This is a genomic window from Spongiibacter thalassae (assembly GCF_012272835.1).
Taxonomy (GTDB): Bacteria; Pseudomonadota; Gammaproteobacteria; order Pseudomonadales; family Spongiibacteraceae; genus Spongiibacter; species Spongiibacter thalassae.
Genome location: NZ_JAAWWK010000003.1, coordinates 230,239 through 253,371, shown reverse-complemented (window position 1 = coordinate 253,371; position 23,133 = coordinate 230,239). Strand labels below are relative to the sequence as shown.

Here is a 23,133-nt window from a genome sequence, read left to right as displayed (position 1 = left end):
AGGGACTTATGAGCGCATTATCATCTCAGCCCGGTCAAGCACCTTTCTGTCTACCCCACACCAGCGAAACCGCCGATAACGATGGTTTTATCGGCCCCACCCTTCCCACCTTTACCGAGTTGATGGATGAATGCCGAGGCGCCTTGCATCGACGCCTTGGTGAACTGTTATCCGTTGAGCAACTGTGTCGCAATGCGGGCGCGCTTATTCAAAGCCGCACCGAGGCAATTGTCGACGTTGATGAATTTCGACTGCCGGTGGTGTCCCTCACTATCGGCAACCCGGACAGGGCAAAGTCCTGCCTGATTCTCACCGCAGGGGTACACGGTGTAGAACGTATCGGCACCCAGGTGCTGCTTGCCTGGCTGGAAAGTGTTGTCGAACGCTGTCGCTGGGACGCCCATTGGCACATGCAATTCGAGGAAGACATTGCCATCGTGGCCATACCGCTGGTTAATCCGGGCGGCATGTTAATGGACTCCCGCTGCAACCCCAACGGCGTCGACCTGAATCGTCACGCCCCGATAGATGCCGAGGACGGAGCACCCTTTTTGTTGGGCGGCCAGCGGCTGTGGCGCAAACTACCGTGGTATCGCGGCGACTGGGCAAACTACATTGAGCCCGAATTCAGTGCTCTGCAAAACATCATTTACCGTTATTGCCGCCCAGGGCGTTTATCTGTAGCGATCGACTTTCACTCCGGCTTCGGCCTTCAGGACCACATATGGATACCCTTCGCCTACCGCAAGGAGCCCATAGATGACATTGGCAACTACACCGCGCTGAAGCTGCTGTGGGAGCGCAATTTTCCCCATCATAATTACTCTTTTGGGCCACAGGCCATGCACTATCTCAGTCACGGCGACATGTGGGACTATTTCTATCTGCAATGCCGCGACCATGGCAGTCGCTTGCTGCCCCTGACCCTGGAAATGGGTTCCTGGTTGTGGGTAAAAAAGCATCCGGCACAGGTATTCAGCTTTGCCGGACTCTTCAACCCAACGGTTCCCCATCGCCACGCTCGCGTGCTGCGGGGCCACCTGATACTACTGGACTTTTTTCTGGCAGCGACACGCAGTAGCGAGCAATGGATAAGCGAAGGAGAACGCGACCGTCAGATGGCGCAGGTCGCCCAAACCCTTTGGTATCGCAATCTGGAAAACTGATAGCAAATGACGTCACCACAAGCACCCACCCGCTGGTTGTTTCTACGAGGCCTGTCTCGAGAACAGGCACACTGGCAAGCCTTTATCAACCGTTGTAGCGAAGAACTTGGCTGGGACTGCAGGGCATTGGACCTGCCCGGTTTTGGCAGTGAGCACCGTCGCCTGTCGCCGACCCGCATCCACGCTATCCGCGCAGATTTACAGCAGCGACACCCCTTCGGTGACAAACCCTTCGGTATTATCGCTCTTTCACTCGGTGGAATGGTGGCACTGGACTGGCAACGTGCGGCGCCGGAGCAAATCGTTAAATGTGTACTGATAAATAGCAGCAGCAGGGATTGCCCGTTCTATCACCGCTTAAAAATCGCTTCGCTGTGGCCGGTGATACACAGCCTGGGCAGTAGCAGTGTCAAGGTACAGGAGCGCCATATTCTGCAATTGGTCAGTAACCGGCATTCTGTCGCCGACGACGTTCTCGAACAATATTGTCAAATACGTCACCGTCATCCATTGAGAAAAATCAATGTCGTGCGTCAGTTATTGGCAGCCGCAGCATTTTCCTCACCTTCGGCCTCAGCCTTGCCGACGCCGCCCCTGCTGATAAGCAGTACTGCCGATCGCATGGTGTCTTCCCGGTGTAGCGACTTTCTCGCCAAAAAATACAGCAGCCAGCATATAAAACACGACAGCGGCGGGCATGACCTGGTGCTCGACGAGCCTGAATGGCTGCTTCGACAGTTTTCCCTGGTGCTGAGCTAAACAGCACATTCACAGCGCTGCGCAAACTCTTGCTTGCTGTGACGGACTCACAATTTGCGGGGCAACTGGACATTGTCCGCGAACAAAAAAACCAGAGCCTGTTAATACTAAATGAATCGTCGATGCCGGAGGGGCTTTTGGCGCTCGGCCAGACGTAATGGGTGTGATGTGGTGGGTGCACAAAAGTGACTGAGAGCCTGCCCCGTGTGTGCGGCGAAGTACTTGGGGTACTCGCAGGACATAAAAGCGCCGCAGCCCTGCAGGTTGCGGCGATGCAATTAGCTTTAACAAGCTCTAGTTAAAATAGCGCTTTTTACGCGCTGGTTTCATTTTTTCTATATCAACCAGCACCAGGCCATCAATACAATCGGCGAAATCCGGGTCAACATTAAAGTCGGCAAAGCTTACCCCACCGGGCTCACACAATTCCGTGTACTGCTTGTACAGGGTAGGCACAGAGCAGCCCATGTCACCCAGTTCCGTTTTCAACCGAGTGAATTCAGCGCGGTAGTCATCACCGGAAAAACGCCCTTTCCCCTCGTCCAGGCTATAGGGCATTTTAGCCACTGCCCATGGCTCTTTAGCGGAAAAGTACGTTTGATAGAACTGCAATAACAGGTCTTTGGCAGCTTTGGGCAATTTGTCACTCAGGCTTACCGGGCCAAACAGGTAGCGCACCTCGGGGTAGCGAGACAGGTACATGCCGACACCCTGCCACAGGTAGTCAAGGGAATTTCGGCCCCAATAGCGGGGCTGAATAAAGCTGCGGCCCAGCTCCACACCCTGTGCAAATATCTCACCGGCGACACTGTCATTATAGTTGAACAGAGTAGCGCTATAGAGGCTCTCGCCCTCCCCCAACGACGACAGACGCTTCAAACGGTAGGCGCCGACCAGCTCTAGCTGGGTTTCATCCCACAATACAATATGGTCGTAATGCGCGTCGTAGGCATCGACATCGCGACGGTGGCCGGTACCCTCGCCCACCGCTCGAAAGCTCGCCTCCCGCAGTCTGCCAATTTCCCGCATGATGGTGCAGTCACCGCTGTAGTGATAGCAGTAGATTTCCATACCGTCGCGGGTTTCACCAATACGCTCACAGGCGCGTATCGCCCGGCGTAATTCCTGGCGATCCTCCGGGTGAGCGACCGCCTGGGCCGCAGGCATAAAACAGGGTTCGCCACTGCGCTTGCGTTTGCCCAATTTGTACACATGTTTCTTGAATAATCTCACCTTTGCCGGAGCGGTGAGGGGAAGCTGCTTGTAAATATTGGCGTCAATCATCGGGCCAATACTGACCCTGACCGTGCGGTTGTTCTGCTTGAACATTTCCCGTATCAACCATAGGGTCGATAGCGGCTTGGCGAGCAGCGACAAGGCGTAGAAAAATACCGAATTGCGCGCACTGATATGCACCGGCAGGATCGGGGCATTGGCGCGCTCGGCAAATTTGATAAACCCGTTGCGCCAGCGACCATCGCGAATGCCACTGGGGCTTACCCGGGAAACTTCTCCGGCCGGAAAGATGATCACGGCGCCCTCACCTTCGATATGCTGATGAATGGCCTGCAGGTTCTCCCGGCGATTGCGTTTGCCACTCATATTGTCTACGGGCAGCAGCATGGAGCGCAGAGGCTTGAGAGCATACAGCAGCTCGTTGGCCACCACCTTCACGTCCGAGCGCACCTCCGAGACCAGTTTAAGCAGCGCCAATCCGTCCAGGCTACCTATGGGGTGGTTGGAAATAATCACCACTCTGCCACTCACAGGAATCCGCTCCTTGTCCAGCGCACTTATCGCATAGCCAAAATCGAAGTAATCCAGCGCCTGTTCTACAAAATCCAGCCCCTGCAAATGGGGGTAGTCCCGTTCGAACTGTTTGAACTCCGCTTCGTGAAACAGGTACTTCAACAGTGCCGACAGGGTGCTTCTTATTTTCGGATTTCCCTGCGCAATACGCGGGAACCGTTCGTCAATGACCGAATCCACCGAGATCATCGTAATATTACCTCTGTAACCAACTTCGTTGTCTAACTGGCCTGCCGCAACGGCAGCACTTGGGCCGGGGTCTCGTTCACCAACCATTTATCCAGACTGGTTTGCTTTTCCGTCCACTGCAGCAATTCCATATTTCCGGCGTCGTCCTCCGTAAGCACCGTACAGTTCTCAATCCAATCGCCGTCGTTGCAGTACAACAGCCCGTCGATTTCTTTCAGCGCGGGCTGGTGAATATGGCCGCAAATTACGCCGTCGAGATTTCGCGCTGCAGCCTCTTGTACCGCCGCCTGCTCGAACACCTCGATGACCTGTCGTGCGTTTGGAATGCGTTGTTTGATATAGGTCGCGAGTGACCAATAGTGCCGACCGGAGCGACGGCGGAAAAAGTTTGCCCAGCGATTCAAAAACAGCAGCAAATCGTAGGCGGCATCGCCGATCAGGTTTTCCCACTTGCGCAGTTGAATATGTTCGTCCAGGCAATCGCCGTGGAACATAAGGAGGCGTTTGCCTTTGACGGTGGTATAAACGGCGTCCTTGCGAATTTCGATGGGGCCGAAGATGTTGCCGACATAGTCTCGAAAAGGCTCGTCGTGATTGCCTGGTATATAAACGATGCGGGTGCCGGCATTGGCTTTGTTAAACAGACTGCGCAGCACGTCGTAGTGGGAGGAAGGCCAGAACAGACTCCGTTTCATCGCCCAAAGATCGATTACATCGCCGATCAGGTAAATCGAGTCACACTCGACTTTGGCTAAAAAATCGAGCAAATACTCTGCACGACAATCCTTGAAGCCGAGGTGAATATCAGACAACCATACCGTTTTGTATCGCACCCATCGTTTCTCCCAATAGTCAATTGGGGCAATACTAGCGAAGGCAGGTGACAGTGGCTGGACGTTTTGAAGACACTATTGTTACAGCGAGAGCCAAGCGCTCCCGTAAGCATAAAAAGGCTGGGGGAAAACGTAGAGAACCTTACCGGGCGGGATAGTCTTCGCGCAGCGAATCCGGGTAGTGCTGCGCCAGCACCTTATCGATGGTATCAATGCTTAAGGGTTTTGACGCAAACAGGCTGATTTCATTAAGCTCCTGCGCGCGAGTGCGATCATCCGGGTTGGTTGACGTTGTCAGCATCACAACGACAACCCCCGCCAACTGGCTCTCCGGCAGCTCTCTATACGCGTCAAGAAACTCCCAACCGTTCATTACCGGCATATTGACGTCGAGAAATACCAGCTCCGGCTGAGGGTAGGCACCATTGCGCTTGGTTTTTAGAAAGGCCATGGCCTCAGCGCCGTTCAGTGTTTCCACCACCTCTTCGACACAACCGTATTTCTCGATAATCAAGCGGTGTATCAGATTGGTGGCTTCGCAATCATCGACTAACAATATGGTTTTAAGCTTTTTCATCTTTTGGTTCCGCAATCGTGAAGTAGAAGCGACTACCGTGCTGGGGCAGTGATTCTACCCATATTTTTCCGTGGTGTTGCTCCACAATTTTTTTGCAGTGAGCCAAACCGATCCCGGTGCCTGAGTATTCAGCACGCCCGTGTAGCCGCTGAAAAATCAGGAAAATGCGTTCGTGAAACTCCGGCGGTATGCCAATACCATTGTCCTGAACGCTAAACTTCCACTCCCAGGACAGCTTTTCACACTGAATACGCACCTGAGGGACCACGCCGGGCCGCTGGAATTTAATCGCGTTGCTGATCAAATTCTGGAACAGCATACGCATCCCCATCGCCCTCGCGCGAATTTCCGGCAAGCCGCGGAATTGAATGTCTGCGCCGCTTTCACGAATCAGGCTGGCCAAGTCATCGCAAACGTCGCTCACCAGCAGTTCACAGTCTACATCAACAATCGGCGCTTCCTTACCAATGCGGCTGTATTCCAGCAGACCGTTGATCAGTTCTTCCATACGCGCGGCAGATTGGTTCATATAACTCAGAAACAGCGACGCTTGCTCGTCTAACTGACCAGCATAACGGTCTTCAAACAGTTCGATAAAACTGCGTACCGTGCGCAGAGGCTCCTGTAAATCGTGGGAGGCGATATTGGTAAATTGCTCCAATTCCAGATTGGCCTGGGCGATTTTCCCGAGATTTTGCTCGAGCAAACTCTGTGCCTGACGGCGCTCGCTGACTTCTTTCACCAGTACTTCCCTCTGCCGCTCCAGGTCGCGCAACAGGGAGTTAAACGCACGCGCAAGTTCACCCGCTTCCCCGGCGGCATCCACCGGGAGGTCGGCCACTGTCGCATTTCGACCCTTGCTCTGTATGACTTCGCGCATTTTTTCCAAGGGCGCCGCAATTCTTCGCGACACCGCCAGTCCCAGCACCACAGTACACGCCAGGATCAATAACAAGAAATAAAAAATCCGATTCAGCAAGGCATCGCGGACTTTCAGGCTGTCGGCAAAATCGTCTGCTACAGCAATAATTATAGAAGCGTTGGGGTCGTCGGGATTGTAATTGAGACTGTGGAGGGCAAACACCCGCTCTCCCTCATGCGACTGCGCAAAGCCACTGCGCACATCGCCGTTACCGGCCTTGCCGAGTAGCGATACCGCGGCGGGAAAATCAGCACCGATATTACTCTGCTCACCCTCTTCAAAGCGGAACGTTTTGCTCTCGTCAGGGTGCATCAGGTATTCGCCGTTCGCCGCGGCGATATACGCCTGGTGGCCGGAATCGGCGATCTGGCGCAGGGTGTCAAAGATGGTGTCGAGGCTGTAATTGATTACGATCAAGCCGAACAGCTCGCCACCGGAAGTGTAGATTGGCGTCGCGGCCCGAATCACCGGTTGCCGCGGCAACATGACCACGCCGTTTTCCCGGTTAAGGCTGATTTTCGACAGGTAGATTTCTCCGCTGGACAGCGCAACCGTTTTTTTGACGTAATCCCGCAGTGACTTGTCCTGCAAGGCCCCCTCTGCGACAACGCGAATCTGCCCGTTGTCGCCGTAGCGATCTACACGCACCAATTCCTGTCCGTTGGCTCGTATATAGCGAACCTGGACCATCGTCGGCTTGGCCAGCAACATTTGCGAAAAAATCTCTGCCAGCCGCGCCCGCCATAACGCCTCCGTAGAACCGTCTTCCGGGTCAACTCCCTTATGGCGCTCAGCACGAATCATCCCTTGCACCGGAGGCATACCTTTTACAAAGGCAACGTCTCTCATCAATTCGTCAATGTGCGCGCGAAATTGCACACCGAGTAAATAGGCCTCGTCGCGGAGCTTCTGCTCGCTGGTACGCAATAATTGCTTATCCAGCTCCGCCACGGTGATGGCCACCGACAGCGAGGCACTCACCACCACCATCAGCACGAGACTGGCGAGAATCCTTGAGCCTATAGACTTCCTTTGTCTTGTGATGAATGGCATTTGACCCCGCCCAATGCGATAAATGTAGCAATGCTATATTAATAGCGTTAGTGACGCCAGGTAACTGCCATTGTATTCATTAACCGTTGCCCACCGCACTGACTTGCGCCTTCGGGGACGGTTGCGGCCGGCGAATAAGCTGCAACATACTCTGCTGAACATCCGGGCCGAGCAAACTGACCCAGCTCTGGGCAAATTCTCCAAGTGCCGGGCTGCTGCTCAACTCCCGCGTCTCACCGTTTTGCTGTTCACTGAGCAAACCCTCGGCTATTAATGTATCAAGATAAACCCGGAACAGGTTTTTATCAAAGTATTCAGGCGCTTCGCGCCCACTCACAATGGCCAGCCGCTGCGCCATTTCAATGATATGGGCCTCAATGCTTTCCCTTGGTGCGACTTTATCGCGCAGCTCATAATCCAACAGAAGGCTCGTCATTGTGTAACGTTCAAAGGTTTCGCGCAGTATTCGACCCAGGCCAATCAGCACTGAATACGCCTTTGTGCCCACTTCCGCACGACACAACCGCCCCTGCCCATCGACCTCCAACAGCCCGAGTTCAATCAGGTTGTCGATATGCTCCTCCAGCACCGCGCGACTTTGCGCAATACTGACCCGCAAAAACAATTCGCGCTTGAGAAAGGGATACAAGCGCACACAGGATGCCAGCACCTCTTCTCGGGAACAGCTGGCGCTGTGCCGGAAAAACCGCGCTATCAGGCTTGGAATCGCCAACACATGCATTACCGAGTTCCGGTAGTAGGTCAACATCACTGCTTCCTTACCGGTAGCAGTGATAATCGGCCCCCAGCTGTGGTCGATGCGCGACAGCCCGGCGGTTCGGGCAGCAGTGTCCAGAATTGACCGCGCGGTGCCCTCGGGCAAACTGATATCGGCGCTGTAGGGTAACCGCTTGAGTAACACAATGAAGTAATCGATCTGCGCCAATAGCTCCTCTTCCGCCATCGCCCGTTGGGGGCTCGACAGCAGTATCATCGACACCAGGCCAATCGGATTGACCACGGCGGCGGCATTGATTCGCTCCATATTCTCATAGGCGATATAGTCCACTGCTCTTGCGACAAAGCTGCGATCTCCGGCCATCACTTTCTCCCGCCACTGGGGCTCGACCCGGCTCAGGCACTCGCCAAAGCTGATCGGCTCACCAAAGGCGACATAGGGACTGCCATAGGAGGATTTGAATATCTTCCGTGCCTTGATAAGGCCACCGGCGGATTCACTGGTCTTGGCGGCGCCGCGCAACTCCTTGACGTAACTCGCTCCCTCCACCAGCTTGTCGTAACCAACATACACAGGTACCAACGCCACCTTGCGTGCGGGCTGGGTAAGGAAACTGTCAACGGTCATGCTCAGCATGCCCTTTTTCGGCGGCAGCAGACGACCGGTGCGCGAGCGTCCGCCTTCGGGAAAAAACTCCACCGGATAGCCGCGACCGAGAATCACATCGAGGTAGCTGCGAAACACCGCGGCATATAGGGCCTGACCGGCGAAACTTCGGCGTATATAAAAAGCACCGCCACGACGCAGCAGGCCACCCACCGGCCAAAAATTCAAATTGACCCCCGCCGCAATATGGGGCGGCACCAGCCCGCGGGTGTATAGACTGTAGGAAATCAGCAGATAATCGAGATGACTGCGATGGCTGGGCATGTAAATCAATTGGCAATCATTGGCCACTCGACTCAGGCGGTCGACGTGGAATAACTGGATTCCGCTGAAGATCTTGCGAAACACCCAACTTAAAATCATGTCCAGGACACGCAGCATACGGGAATCGAAATTGGCGGCGACCTCATCGGCCATTTTCTTTGCCTGCTTGTGCAAAGCCGCCGCTGACACACCTTCGCTTTCTGCCAGCTGGGCAATGGCATCTCTGACTGCAGGCCTGCGCAACACCAAGCGCATAATTTGCTGACGCCCCAGCAAGCTCGGCCCCAGCGTGGCAGTTTTGCGTCGGCTGAAATAAAAACCGAGGGTCCGTGACAGCAGGTTTGCCGCATCACTCGGTGTTTCGCTGCGACTGACAATTTTGTCGAAGCTTACCGGCTCGGCAATATGCAGGATGACATTCTTTCTCTGGGCAATAATCACCAGCAACTTGCGCAGTCGCCCGCCGCGCTCGCCATCGCCGAGTAGCAGCCGTAAAAACGACGTTTCGGAGCCTGGGTCGCGCCCCCAGAATATCGACACGGGAACAATCTGCAGGGCTTGAACGACCGCCGAGGACGCTTCGTCTTCCTGCTCCTCAATCAGCGAAGTAATCAGTTTCCGCCCCCGCTCACCGCCCTTGGCACCGGTGAGCACCGGTAAATACAGGCAACTCGCTTTACCAACCTCAGGCAGACGCCCCGGTGTGGCACGTAATACCGGCAGGCCTTCCTTGCGCAAAATACCTTCAAGCAAGAAGCGATCTGTCCAGCTGTATTGGCGCAGCACATAGCACACCGGCCGGTCGGACAGGGCCTCAGGCAGGTTCTCGTGATACTGCACAAGACTCGGCCGCACCAGCGAAATCAACGGACTTGCCAGCATTCGGCAAAGCAAAAAATACAGACGTGTAAACCAGCGCATGGCCGAAACTAATCTCCTGCAAAGTAAAACAATCCCGCCCCTGATTCGGGCCGTTGCAATGGTAACCCGTTGGCTGCCGCAGGTCGCCTGCCGTGAGAACATATATCTGCCCGAAGCATCTTCGGCAATTGCCGAGCGACTGCCGAACATTTTTCGTTACAATGGCCAACCGGTATCTTCATCCAACAGGGGTCAGTATGGGCGACAATCCGCCAATTCGCTTTAACAATAGCTACGCCGCGATCAACGAAGCCTTCGCCAGGCACCAGCTTCCCGCCGGCGCACCCGCCCCCGAGCTTGTTGAGCTAAATTCTGAACTCGCTGAATACCTCAATATCAACAGTGAGTGGTTGGCCAGCGAGGAAGGCCTGGCCATGCTCGCTGGCAACCAAATGCCCAGCGGCGCAGAGCCGGTAGCCACGGTGTATGCCGGACACCAGTTTGGTAACTACAACCCCCAGCTGGGCGACGGCCGCGCCCTGCTGCTCGGTGAAGTCATCGCCCGGAATGGGCGGCGCTACGACCTTCAATTGAAGGGCTCGGGGCGCACCCCCTACTCCAGAGGCGGCGACGGCAAGTCTCCTCTGGGGCCCGTTGTCCGCGAGTATATTGTGAGTGAAGCCATGCACCGTCTCGGCGTTCCCTCCACCCGCGCCCTGGCGGCCGTGGCAACCGGCGAGCAGGTGCTGCGCGACACAGGCCCCCTTGCCGGCGGTATTCTCTGTCGTGTCGCCAGCAGTCATCTGCGCATTGGCACCGTGCAATATTTTGCCGCCCAACGAAATATCGACGCGTTGCGCGCCCTTGTTGACCATGTAATCCAGCGGCACTACCCCGAGTGTGCACAGTCCGAACAACCCTATCTGGACGTGTTCGATCAAATCCTTCGTGCCCAGGCCGACCTGGTGTCGCGATGGCAGGCACTGGGATTTATCCACGGCGTCATGAACACCGACAATATGCTGTTGTGCGGCGAGACCATCGACTATGGCCCCTGCGCCTTTATGGAAGAATACCACCCAGGCACAGTATTCAGCTCTATCGACCAACAGGGTCGTTACGCCTTTGGCAATCAACCCGCCATAGCCCATTGGAATCTGGCCCAGCTTGCTCAGGCCATGCTGCCCCTCTTTGCAAAGCCCGGCGAAGAAGACCTGAAACCGGCGGTCGAACGGGTACAACCCCGCTTCGATGCCTTCAATGAAGTGATGACTGCGGCCTACCGTCGGCGTATGGCGGAAAAACTGGGGCTGTCCACCTGCGGCGATGACGACGACCAGCTCTACCGCGACTTCCTTGATCTGCTGGCCACCCATCAGTGTGACTTCACCCAGAGCTTCCGCCGGCTGTGCGATCTGGCGGGCGAGGCACTGCCGGATCAACAAGGCAACGCAGACATCGCCGACATCTTTGAATTTTCCGAGGCGTTCGCCCCGTGGCTGGCTCGCTGGCGCGACCGCTTGGCTACCGACACTTTGGGCGACGAACAGCGCTACCAGCAAATGTGTCGGGCGAATCCGGTGTATATTCCCCGCAACCATCTGGTCGAAGCTGTGATACAAGCTGCCTACAACGGCGATCTGCAGCCCTTTCATCGTTTGCATCAAGTCTTGCGTGCGCCGTTTTCCTACCGACCCAGGGACCGCGACTATGCCCTGTCCGCCCAACCCGGCGAGCAGGTTACCGCGACTTTCTGCGGCACCTGAATTTGCTGACACAGCGAGACTGAGCTCACTCAGGGTTTTGAGAACTGATCGCTATTTTAAGACAATAATATTAATTAATCGTCATCCATACACACCAAAACACAACTTACCCTCGGTGTTATAGCGCTGATTTTAAAGGATATTGGCGCTAACTCCCGATAATTTGGCGTAAAAACACCTACCTTCCTCGTTAAACCCAACGATTGCAAAGCGCGTTGCGGATCAATATATTCACCGCTAACACTGCACCCATTCCGACCAAAAATCGGATCTCGTGCCTGTAGCGCAGCGTCGTCCCGGCATCGAGCGGGAGGACGCTGCGACATAACAATAAGCCTGCACAAGCGGAAAAATGCCTATGAGATTCGTGAAAGCGCCCCTGTCGCTCATCATTACCAGCACCTTGCTTACAGCCTGCGGCAGCGGCAGCTCCAGCAGCAGCTCCTCCACCCCAAGCACTCCGAGCTCACCCCGGGCCACCCACACGGGCTACTTTATCGACGGTCCGGTGAAAGGTTTGCATTATCTTCGCAACCAACGCCCGCCGGCACAGAGCACGCCCGCCGATGGCGCCTTTGGTTATATCCCGGGAGAAGTCGTCGCGTTCAGTCTGGGCAACATCTCCCTTGGCAGCCTGACCCCTGATCCCGATTCGCCCTTCGTTACACCAAGCTCATTGGCGGGGGGTAACGACGATATCCGGGTCAATATTGCGCGTTTTCTAATGACCATCGACGCCGATGGCAACCCCGAAAATGGCATCGAGATCAGCCCCGCCGCGCTGACCGCGGCGAACAATTTTGCCGAAGCGGTGGATTTTGCCGATTTTGATAACGGCCCCCTCGCCGCCTTCGCTGCCGAAGCCAACAATGATGGCCCGCGCAGCGTTGTCGACGCAGCCACCGCCAAAGCCCACCTTGATGCCAGCGAGGCCGACCTGGCAGACGGCCAGTTTGACTACGATGGCGGTAAAGACAGTGACAACGACGGCGTCAATGACGCCGTTGACCGCTGTCCCGACACCGCCGCTGGCGCTGTTGTTGACAAGAACGGCTGTGTCGATAACACCGACAGCCAGAGCGACGCCGACAACGACGGCATCGCGAATATCGACGACAACTGCCCGGATATCGCCAACCCCGGCCAACAGGATCTCGACCGGGATCTGCGCGGTGACGCCTGTGATGCCGATGCCGATGGCGACGGCATACCCAACGACGACGAGAGCGAAACCGACCCACTTAACGCCGACAGCGACAGCGACGGCAGTAGTGATGGCGCCGATAACTGCCCGACGATCGCGAACAGCGATCAACAGGACACCGATGGTGACGGCGAAGGCGATGCCTGTGACATCGACAGTGATAACGACGGCGTGGCCAATGACGACGACGCCTTTCCCACCGACGCCAATGAATCAGTAGACACCGACGGCGACGGCATCGGCAACAATGCAGACCCCGATGACGACAATGACGGCGTAAACGACGAAGACGACGCCTTTCCCCTCGACGCTGCAGAATCCGTCGACACCGACGGCGATGGCATTGGCAACAATGCCGATCCCGACGACGACAATGACGGCGTGAATGACGAGGATGACGCCTTTCCCCTTGACGACACCGAATCCCTTGACTCCGACGACGATGGCATTGGCAACAATGCCGACCCCGACGACGACAATGATGGCGTGAACGACGAAGACGACGCCTTCCCCTTCGACAGTGGTGAATCCGCCGATCACGACGGCGATGGTATCGGCAACAACGCCGACCCCGACGACGACAATGACAACGTCAATGACGAGGAGGACGCCTTCCCCTTTGATGATAGTGAAACCGCCGATAACGATGGCGACGGTATCGGCGACAACGCCGATCCTGACGACGATAACGACGGCACTCCCGATGAAGACGACAGTTTCCCCTTCGATGAATCGGAACAGTCAGACAGCGACGCCGATGGCGTGGGTGACAACAGCGACAGCTGCCCCAACACCGCCAGCGACGCACCGGTTAATAACACCGGTTGCAGTGCCGACCAGATTCACCATGCTTCCTGTGCGGATCAGTTTAATCTGGCGGGTAATCGCAGCTATCAGGTGGTCATTCCCGTGGTCGATACCACCGGTGTCACCCAGCAAGTCAGCTTCCAGGTGCTTGAACCCGCCACCTTTGACTGCAACAACATCGCCCGTGGCGCCCACCCCCTGATGTTGCATGGGCCCGGCTATGGCAGTTCTCGCTCAACCTCCGGGTTTAATAATTTCCGTAGCGACGGCTATACCGTTGTGTCCTGGGATCCCCGCGGTTACGGCGACACATCGGGTTCGATTCGAGTGATGGACCCGGAGTTCGAGGGCCGCTACCTGATCGCCATCCTTGACTGGCTGGAACAGAATCTCGACTACCTGGCATGGCGCAACGAAGCCACCGGCGAGTTTGTCAGCCGCCCCCTTGACGCCTCGAGCGTTGTGGGTGGCGACAACCTGCTCGTAGGCTCCCAGGGCGGCAGCTACGGCGGCGGTTATCAGCTTCTGCTGCTTACCACCGACCCCAAAAAACGCCTCGACGCCATTGCACCGGATATCACCTGGCACGACCTGCGCGATGCGCTGAACCCCGGCGATGCGGTAAAAACACTGTGGGGCCTGGCCTTGTCAGGATTGGGTAATGCCGCTGGCAGCGCCAGCCTCGTCAGCCCGGAAACCATCGAAAAAATGATGGCGGGGCAAAATGTCGCCTTTGACGACGGCCAGGATCCGTTTATTCAGGAAACCTTTGCCCGCGCACTGGCCGTCAACCAATGGCCCCGGCAGTCGCTGGACTGGTTTGAATACCGCGGTGGCCTCGGCCACTGGTGTAAAGCCAGCAACCTGCCCACAATGCCCTACCTCAGCTATGGTGCCGATACCGTCCCGATGGCGGATGTAAGCAATAGCTATAACGTTCCGCCCCGGGGTGAAGATGGCCGCGAATCCTATGGCGACTATCTGCGTGAACCGCTGAATCCGCAGACTGAATTCAGCGGACTGGACGTACTGATAACCCAGGGCATGACCGACACCCTGTTTAACTACAACCACGCCTGGTGGAACTACCAGTGTCTGAGTGCCGCCGGTGCCAATGTCACCCTTTACACCCACAACGGCGGCCACGTACTGCCCTTTGCCCAGTCTCCTGATTCACCCACCCAGGACGCAGGGAGCTGCGGATTTTACTCCAGCAATGAACAGCAAGCCTGGTTCAACGCACGACTCAAGCCACTGAACGCCAGCCCCGCAACGCTGCCGGGTACCCCGGAGAATGACACCTGCTTTGCTCTTGGCACCAATGGTGACACCGTCAAGTTGGCGGCTGCGGATGTCATTGCCCCTCGGGGCAGCAGCAACTACACCCGCCGTGCCATCAGCGCTGCCATCGTACCCAATGGCGGCAGTGGCGTGGCCAACTTAACCGGCAATCTACCCGTGGCCGCTCCGATTGGCACTATCGAGGCCGGAAATGGTGCCGTTCTGGCGGGAATACCCCACCTTAAGGTAACGGTATCGAGTCTTGCCGGTGGTAATGAACAGGCGCAGGATTGCTCTGTCCCGGCGCTGCCAACCGACAGCGGCTGCGACAGCATCACCTTTGTCGGCATTGGTAAGAAAGCCCCTGGCGGCGGCAACTTCGTGTTGATCGACGACCAACTGCAACCCGTGCGTGGCCTCGGCGAACACGATATCGACCTGGTCGGCATTGCCGAGCGACTGAACAGTGGCGATGAACTTGCGGTGCTGTTCTACGCGGTGCATCCCCAATTCGCCAGCTCGGCATCACGGGATGTCACCCTGCCTGCGGTGACCATCGATGGCATGGTGTCACTGCCGCTTTACGCGGTAGACGACGCCGCGCAACCGGATCCGTCGAAATCGACGGACGCGGTTTTGCCCGGCGCCGACCCCGATACCGATGGTGACGGCGTGCCCAACGACAGCGACAACTGCCCGGCTACCGCCGAGGGTGCCGCCGTTGATGAAACGGGCTGCAGCGCCGAACAGCTCGCCAACGCCTCCGGTTTTGCGGTGTGTACCCCGGATAACAGCCGCTGCATTGCAACCGTTCCCGAACTGGGGCCACCGCTGCAGGGCGCCGCAGACCAGATTTACGCGAACCTTGTCGATGGCGGCGCACCGCTGCCGGCCAATGGCGAAGTGGTGTTGCACGCGGCCCAGGCTCAGGTTCAGGGCTGCGATATTCTCGACCCCTCTCACTGTCTGTTTCCGTTTCCCAGCGACCATTTCACCGTGGCCGCCAGTGATGGCAGCATTCAATCGGCCAGCCGTGGCGGCAGTGACCGCCGGGTAAATTTCAATATTCTCGGCATGCCGCGCAATAGCGCCGGCAAACCCATCGACCCCAGCGAGTGGAATCGCAACGATGGCTTCAGCCCCGGCCAAATGTTGCTGACCTTCGTACCCGGTCTTGCGGCCAATGAAGACGGCACCATTCCCGGTGCTCCGCGACTCACCCATCTCAGCGAATCCCTCGACCTCGAGGGTTCGTCAATTCTGGTGCTCGACGCGGAAACCGGCGAGCCCCACCCAATTTGGGCAGAAATTGATTTGAACGCCGGACTACTGCTGCCCGGCAGTAACCTGGCCAACCCCGACCCAGGCAAAGCACCGCGCGCGGCGGTAATTATTCGTCCCGCACGCAATTTTGATCACGGCAAACGCTATGTCGCCGTGCTGAGACGACTCCCCAGCGCCAACAGCGACGACTACCTTGCCGCCCAGCCCTCATTTCGTACCTGCCGTGACCAGCAAACTACCGCGATACCACAGCTAGGCGAACGCTGCGCCCAATGGGACGCCAACGTAAGACCCGTGCTCGAAAACGCCGGCATCGCGATAAACCACAGTGACCTCTACCTGGCTTGGGACTTTACCGTAGCCAGCGCCGAAAACACCGTGAATCGGCTGCGCCATATGCGAGACACAGCCTTTTCGTCTCTCGGTCAGCAGGAAGACCCTCACGGCAATATTCTGGCCCTTGGCAACGCCCCGACATTCTCCGTTGACAAGGTCACCGAAGCCCCACGCAGCGGGATTGCCCGTCGCATCGAAGGCACCATTATCGTACCCAGTTTTGTGACCCCCACTGACCCTGCGCCAGCCGACAACGTCAGCACTCGAGCGGAAACACTCTGTGCCGGAATTCCCGAAGACAATATGCGCTCAGGCTGCGAGGCCCTGTTCGAGGGCGTCGGAATCGCCGATGGTGGCTCCGTGCCGCCCAACCGTCTGTTTTACTCCCCGGCTGATGGCACCGCTGACCAGCAATACGGCGACGGTCTGCCCGATAGCACCGGCACAATGACAACACGCTTTACCTGCCAGATTCCCGAGCAAGCCAGCGCCACCAACCCGGCCAGAGCCGCCATCTATGGTCACGGACTGCTCGATGGCCACCAGGCCGTGACCTATGAGCGGGTGCCGGAATTCAGTCGCGACTATAACTTCCTGCTGTGTGCGGTCGACCTTTTCGGGTTTTCTACTGGCGATGTTCCCAATGTATTAAGCGTACTGGCCGACCTGTCCAACTTCGCCGTCATCCCCGACGCCTCCCAACAGGGCCTGTTGAATTATATGTTCCTGGCCCGGGCTTTACGCCACCAGGACGGCTTTGGCGCCCACGAGGCCTTCCGCCTTAACGGCCAGCCGGTATTCGACAACAGCGAAGTGTTCTATGACAGCAACTCCCAGGGAGGCATAGTCGGCGGTGCGCTGGCAGCGGTGTCCAAGGACGTACAACGGGCGGTACTCGGTGTGGTGGGCATGAACTACTCCACCCTGCTGCGCCGCAGTGTCGACTTCGACAGTGAGTTCAACCCGACACAGCCTGGCCTGCCACCCTACGCCATGCCACTCTACTTGTCCTACCCCGACGATCTTGACCGCGACGTTGGCTTTGCGCTGATGCAGATGCTGTGGGACCGCAGTGAAAACAATGGCTATGCCCACCACATCAGCGACAACAGCGTATTGAAAGGGCCAGATAACCAGGTATTGCTGCAACCGGCCTTCGCCGACCATCAGGTGACCCACTGGAGTGCCCAGGTCATGGCCCGCACCGTGGGCGTCGAGATTGCCGATCTCTACCAGCGGGCACCTGGCGATGGTGTGCCGTTCAGCTACAACAACAAATTCGACTTCTTCACCGAGCGTGATCCCGACGTTGAATATTTCTGGCAACTGCCGCTGATTGACCGCGACAATACCGCCTACGACAGCCCTGCCGGCAGTCTCTGCGTCAGTGGCTGCCGCAGCGACAAGTCGGCCTTTATCGAGTTTGACGAGGGCAAAACGGTCACCCCGCCCATCGGCAATATTGCCCCGCGAGGTGATGAGCACGACCCCCACGGTTACCCCCGAGGCGTCGCCCATGGTATGTGTCAGAAAGCCCACTTCCTGCATCGTCAGGGCCGGGTTATCGACACTCGCCATACCCAATATGTGCGCTCACCGGGCGACTGCCCGAGAACACCACCGGTGGCACCACCCTCTGGCGAGCCCTCGCCCACGCCACCCGAAGATGGCTTTGACGCCGCCCTGAATGCACTCTCTGCAGGCTTGGGGGATGCCATGGCGGCCTTTGCCGCCGGGGACTTCAACAGCGCGATTAACACCCTGCAGAGCAGTTCCGGTGCCTTCGCCGGAGACATCGCTATCGCTGGCGCCCAGCAGGCCGGCACTGCCGCCGGACTCATTCTCGACGAGCCGTCACCGCAACAGGGCGACAACGGCACGCCGCCGTCTATGCTCATGGCGGGCACCGCACGCCGGGAATTGCGCGTGCCGGTGGGCACACCTCTGGGTGGCTACGCGCGCCCTCCCGTGGGCGGCGACTATATTCCAGTCGCCCAGGAATTCGAGGACTTCCCCGACATAAACCCCGCTACAGGCTTCCAGGCCTTTGTCGATGAATTTGCCGATTTCCTCCCCGCACAGGATCACGACGGACACCCCCTGCCCAGCGTTCCCGATGAACTTCGCGCGGTACATGCCCCCTACGCCACCTACTCACCACCCACAAGGGGCTATTACGATTCACTGATTACCAAAGCGGTGTCGCTGTATGATGGCAGCGACTGCGTCGTTATGGTCAAAACCGATTTCATCGGTATGCTCGACGAAGTGGTAGTCAAGGTTGCAGAACAGGCCGAAGCACTGCTGGGTGATGACCTGCCCGCCGGTTGCAGCCTGCAACAGGGCCTGGTGATGTCGGCAACCCACACCCACGATGGCCCCGGTGCGATTGCCAATCACTCCACCCGCTACTTCTGGCTGGCAATGGATCTTTATCAACCCGAACTGTTCCGCCGCATCGTAAGCCAATTGGCAGAAGTGGTAGCCGAATCGGTACGCAACCAGCAGCCTGCCCAATTCGGTTACGCCACTGGCAGTGATGAACAGGGGCTCAACGGCTTTCGCCGCAGCCGCAGCATTTACACCGCCGAGCGGGTTGCCCAACAGGATCAGCTGCGCAAGCGTATTGGCGTACTGCGCATCGACGACGCCCAGGGCGAGCCACTGGCCACTGTGGTGAACTATTCCGCCCACGGCATCGCCTTCGATGTTGAAAACCTCCATTTTTCAGGCGATGTCCTCGCCGCAATCGAACGTGAAGTCGAGCAGCAATTCGACCGCCCCGTAGTGGCAATGCTGGTGCAAAGTGCCGCAGGTGATGTCAGCCCGCGCAACGTCGCGCGCCCCAAACTCCAGGGCATGGAGCGCTATGGCAAACTGATGGCTCCCCAGGTCATGGCGATATATCACTCGGTGAACAACCTCGACCTTGCGCCGGACATTCGCGTGGTCTCGCAGCGTATCGTGCTGTCCAGAGATACCCTGGGCTACTCCGGCGATGAGTTTCCCTATGAATGGGGTGCTGCCCAGTGCAACCCCGAGCTTGGCGTACCGGTAACCGGCCCGGACAGCGGCGAAAGCATCCCCGCCTGTCTTCCCGCCCCCATGCCTGACCCCATGGATCTCGCCGACAACGGCGTCGGCGAAAACGGTGCCTTTGTCCCCCAGGACACCCGCTTGACCGCATTTAAAATCGGCAGCGCCCTGTTTCTCGCCCAACCGGGCGAAGCACTGGTTGAGCAAGGCCTGCGCCTGATCGAGGCCGCAGCAAACGAGGGCTACCAAGCCACCGACACCTTTATTTGGGGCTACGCCCAGGACCATATTGGCTACCTCTTGCCCGACATCAAAGCGGACTGGGAACTGGGCGGCACCGAGGGCACGACTACCTTCTGGGGCTGGAAGTTAGGCGCACGCTTGCTCAACGCCCAACTCGACCTTGTTCGCGCCCTGCGCGACGGCAGCGCCGCCCCCACCGATGAACTTAGTATCGACTACGACCTGTACAGCGATTACTACAATAGTGTTCCCCAACCGGCCGCCCTGCCCCTCAACGGCAACCCGATTGCCCAGCAGCAACCGGGGGATATTCCGCGATTCGCTACCACCTATTTCACCTGGGAGGGTAGCGACCCACTGCTCGATCTCCCTAAGGTAACCCTGCAACAGCAAAAGCAAAACGGCGAGTGGCAGAATGTTGTCCGGCGCAATGGCGAGGCACTGGCAAGCCTTTACGAAATACATCTCGACTACCGTTTGAGCGCCGGCAGCCACCTGTGGAGCGCCACCTTTGAGGCCCCCGTTAATTGGCCCACCGGGCGCTACCGCTTTGTCGTACACGGGCGACATATCGACACCGGCAATGCCAGTTACAAGATTGAATCCAGCGGCTTTACCGTATCCGCCAGTGACAGTCTTGTGGTCGGAGAGGCCGTTGCCTACGCCGACCACCGCTACGAAGCGACACTGTCCTATACCCCGCACCCCGACAACTACCGTCTGATCGACCGGGATGTTGACCCAAAGCTTCCCGCACCGGTAAGGGCGGGTTCAGTGGTGTTCAGTAATGGTCGCGATACCGTAGAAAGCCACTTACCTGTAATTACCATGCGCAACGGCCAGCCCGTGGCGGTCTACCGTGCTGACATAACCGACCTTGGCAACGGCATCAGTGTCAGCGGCAGCGATATCTACGGCAATCACACACCGCTACCCGAGACTCCTTCGAATGCGGGGCGAGGCACGGGACTGACCGGTGCTATCGCCGATTTCTTTGCCAGCATGTCCACAGTGATACAACTCTTTATCACTGGCGACACCGCCGCCGCTAACAGCGGCTTTCAGGCAGCCTTTGCCCAATTTGCCGCCGACCTTGGCAATGTTCTGGGCGGCGACACTGACAGTGTGAACGCCGCTATTGCCGCCGCCAGCACCGGCAACAGTGCAGACTTCGACAGGGAACTGGGCAACGCTCTGGGGCTGGGCAGCAGCGCCAGTGGCAGTGTTCAGCAAGCCGCCAGCGCCGAGCGCCGCATTGAGCCGGTAATACTGACTGGTGCACAGCTGCCCGGCTGGAGCGTGCCAGCAGCTCAAGGAATCGCCAAACCCTACCCCGACGGCGTCAGCGAAGCGGGGGCGGTTCCCGGCCCCTTCGAGTTGGATAATCGCAGTGCCCACAACGGCACCTTGATTTATCCCGCCCCCGGTATGGAAGACCAGATCCCCAGTGGCGCAGACGTCAACCGCATCGCCGCCTACCGCTACGACAGCAGCACAGACCGCTTTGTAGAAATACCGGTTCAGGTCGATGAGCGCATGCCCTACTTCCTGGCCAACGCCAATTCGAGCTTCTCGTTTTATTCGGGGACAGACCCCGAGCTCAGTTATGTCTGGGATCGGGAAATGTGGAATGCCTATGGCGAGGGCTGCACCGCGGAATATGCACCGGCAACCCCTGACCCGGTGCGTGGTCTCGACGACGACGATGAAGTGGTGTTCATGGCCGGCGATGCCGGCGACCTGAAAGCCGACAACAATTTCCCCAACGACTGGGACGCGGTACAGGTCGTATCTCTACTCGACCCCTTGCAGGGTGAGGCCGCACCGCCCCGGGCGGTGTATCTGGTACAGAAAAATGGCGGCTCCAGCTTTGCCAGTGCAAACGGCTATGTCAATTATCAGCGCAACGCCGATGCCGACCAGTGGATAGACCGCGGATTTTTCGCCGCCGACGACCCGGAAAAACTCGGCAGCAGCAACACCGGCTACGGCCCTAATCGCAGTGGCAGCGTTTGTGACGACGGCGAAAATATCAGCCGCACCAGCAGCGACCGATTCCCCCGGGATGGCACCGTGGTCACCACCGACACCTACCGCTGGGAGGCCAGTGGGCGATGGATGGTGCGGGATATTCGCATTAAATCCCCGGGAGATAACACCACCGACAGCGACTATTGGACGGCTCGCCCCGACCTGATCGACCGCTGGAAAGGGCGTGCCTTCCAGCAAAGCCCCGACTCCACAGTGTCTCTGGTGGGTTTTGAGGACGAACAGGTGAACTGGGAAGCTAACTCCACGCTGATCGGCGAGCGCCGGGGGGCAGTCCGCGCCATTCGTGAGGTATGGGGCGCCGACTCAGGCACCAACGTGACCAAGACGGAGACCTTTTACAATGAGTTGATTACCTACCGTTACCGAATCCGGGTTCACCCCATTCCGCCCGATGGTTTGTACACCTCGTGGGATTACAACCGCTCGGCCATGGTGCCCGAGGCCAATGAAAATGTGGCCGAGGGGCGCTACTACACCATGTTCCGCCCCCAGGGGGTGCCTATTGACGGTATTAACGACGAACTCGGCCAGATTGACTCGCTACCTGGTTGCGAGCAGTTCTACAGCGATACGCCACCTGAGATCCGCGACGGCATTCTTGATGTGATCGAGCGTCTCGATGCCCTGCCAATACCCTTCGTCGGCGCTCCCGACACTGCGGAGCTGGAACGCTGCCAGGCCTTCTTCGATGCGCCGGACCCCACGTTTAATCTCGCACTGGGATTCAATAATTGGGAGCAGGTATCCGGCAAGGGCGACACTGGCTCGCTGGTGTACATCTTTGAGCTGAAAAATGCCCAGGCATTGAGCAACCCCTTGATTGTCCCCTACTACCGCGACGACGCCTGTCTTGACGACGGTACAGGCGACGACCCCATAGCGCGACCCTGGCCGGGAGAAGTCTCCAGCGACCAGCGGGTCATCAGCGGCTACGAAGCGGCCAATGGCGGCACCGACTACGCCAGCCTGCGCTGCGACCAACGGCAGGGGGCCTTTGGTGCCCACGGCATTCACTATTTCTTTACCCACGACAGTGACAATGCCTTCACCCCCGCTCCCCTGACCGAAATCGACGGTCAGCAATGGCAGTTTATGGTGCCGACATCAACACCGCAAAATATCGCCGAGCCCTACGCCAATACGGTAAGAGCCCGGTTAACGCCCATCGCAATCCCCCTGCGATAAGCCTTGTCCCCGGAGCCCATACAGTGGCTCCGGGGACATTCCTTCCCGAGTTTTTTATCCTCAGTGCGCCACAGCCTTACGCCCTTCCGCTAATAAATTTT

The 23,133-nt window shown here is 57.7% G+C and carries 10 protein-coding genes; 5 read left to right on the top strand and 5 right to left on the bottom strand.

Annotation, left to right across the window (positions count from 1 at the left end; all coding sequences use genetic code 11):
* Positions 1-8: 8 nt before the first annotated feature.
* The 3 genes from HCU74_RS09905 to HCU74_RS09895 are packed head-to-tail and all read left to right on the top strand — an operon-like array spanning position 9 to position 2,083.
* Positions 9-1,166, top strand: a complete 1,158-nt coding sequence (locus HCU74_RS09905) for a DUF2817 domain-containing protein (protein ID WP_168450276.1) — start codon at positions 9-11, stop codon at positions 1,164-1,166.
* A 6-nt stretch (positions 1,167-1,172) separates the two neighbouring features.
* On the top strand, positions 1,173-1,925 hold the full coding sequence (locus tag HCU74_RS09900; protein WP_168450275.1) for an alpha/beta fold hydrolase: 753 nt from the start codon (positions 1,173-1,175) through the stop codon (positions 1,923-1,925).
* Positions 1,889-2,083 carry a hypothetical protein gene (locus HCU74_RS09895; protein ID WP_168450080.1) on the top strand — a complete coding sequence of 65 codons (195 nt, stop codon included), beginning with the start codon at positions 1,889-1,891 and terminating at the stop codon, positions 2,081-2,083. Before HCU74_RS09900 ends, HCU74_RS09895 begins: the two co-directional genes overlap by 37 nt.
* Before the next feature lie 136 nt (positions 2,084-2,219).
* On the opposite strand, the gene olsF is transcribed toward HCU74_RS09895, so the two are convergent.
* The 5 genes from olsF to plsB all read right to left on the bottom strand — a co-directional run bounded on the left by olsF (position 2,220) and on the right by plsB (position 9,898).
* Entirely contained in the window at positions 2,220-3,923 is a 1,704-nt protein-coding gene (gene olsF, locus HCU74_RS09890) for a bifunctional ornithine lipid synthase OlsF (protein WP_168450274.1), read from the bottom strand.
* Positions 3,924-3,955: 32 nt separating this feature from the next.
* Positions 3,956-4,756, bottom strand: coding sequence for a metallophosphoesterase (locus tag HCU74_RS09885; protein WP_168450273.1), 801 nt, complete (start codon positions 4,754-4,756; stop codon positions 3,956-3,958).
* 142 nt (positions 4,757-4,898) lie between these two features.
* Positions 4,899-5,333: a response regulator gene (locus HCU74_RS09880; RefSeq protein ID WP_168450272.1), complete on the bottom strand. Its 435-nt coding sequence runs from the start codon at positions 5,331-5,333 to the stop codon at positions 4,899-4,901.
* Positions 5,320-7,308 (bottom strand): sensor histidine kinase, encoded by a 1,989-nt coding sequence (locus HCU74_RS09875; protein ID WP_168450271.1) that lies wholly within the window; start codon positions 7,306-7,308, stop codon positions 5,320-5,322. Before HCU74_RS09875 ends, HCU74_RS09880 begins: the two co-directional genes overlap by 14 nt.
* Before the next feature lie 79 nt (positions 7,309-7,387).
* Positions 7,388-9,898 carry a glycerol-3-phosphate 1-O-acyltransferase PlsB gene (plsB, locus tag HCU74_RS09870; RefSeq protein WP_168450270.1) on the bottom strand — a complete coding sequence of 837 codons (2,511 nt, stop codon included), beginning with the start codon at positions 9,896-9,898 and terminating at the stop codon, positions 7,388-7,390.
* A gap of 197 nt (positions 9,899-10,095) precedes the next feature.
* Here plsB and HCU74_RS09865 point away from each other — a divergent pair, with 197 nt between their 5' ends.
* Positions 10,096-11,604: a protein adenylyltransferase SelO gene (locus HCU74_RS09865; protein WP_168450269.1), complete on the top strand. Its 1,509-nt coding sequence runs from the start codon at positions 10,096-10,098 to the stop codon at positions 11,602-11,604.
* Between the two features lie 358 nt (positions 11,605-11,962).
* The gene (locus HCU74_RS20000) at positions 11,963-23,032 is read left to right on the top strand and encodes a neutral/alkaline non-lysosomal ceramidase N-terminal domain-containing protein (RefSeq protein ID WP_246864565.1); all 11,070 of its coding nucleotides are present in this window, start codon (positions 11,963-11,965) and stop codon (positions 23,030-23,032) included.
* The last annotated feature ends 101 nt before the right edge of the window (positions 23,033-23,133 follow it).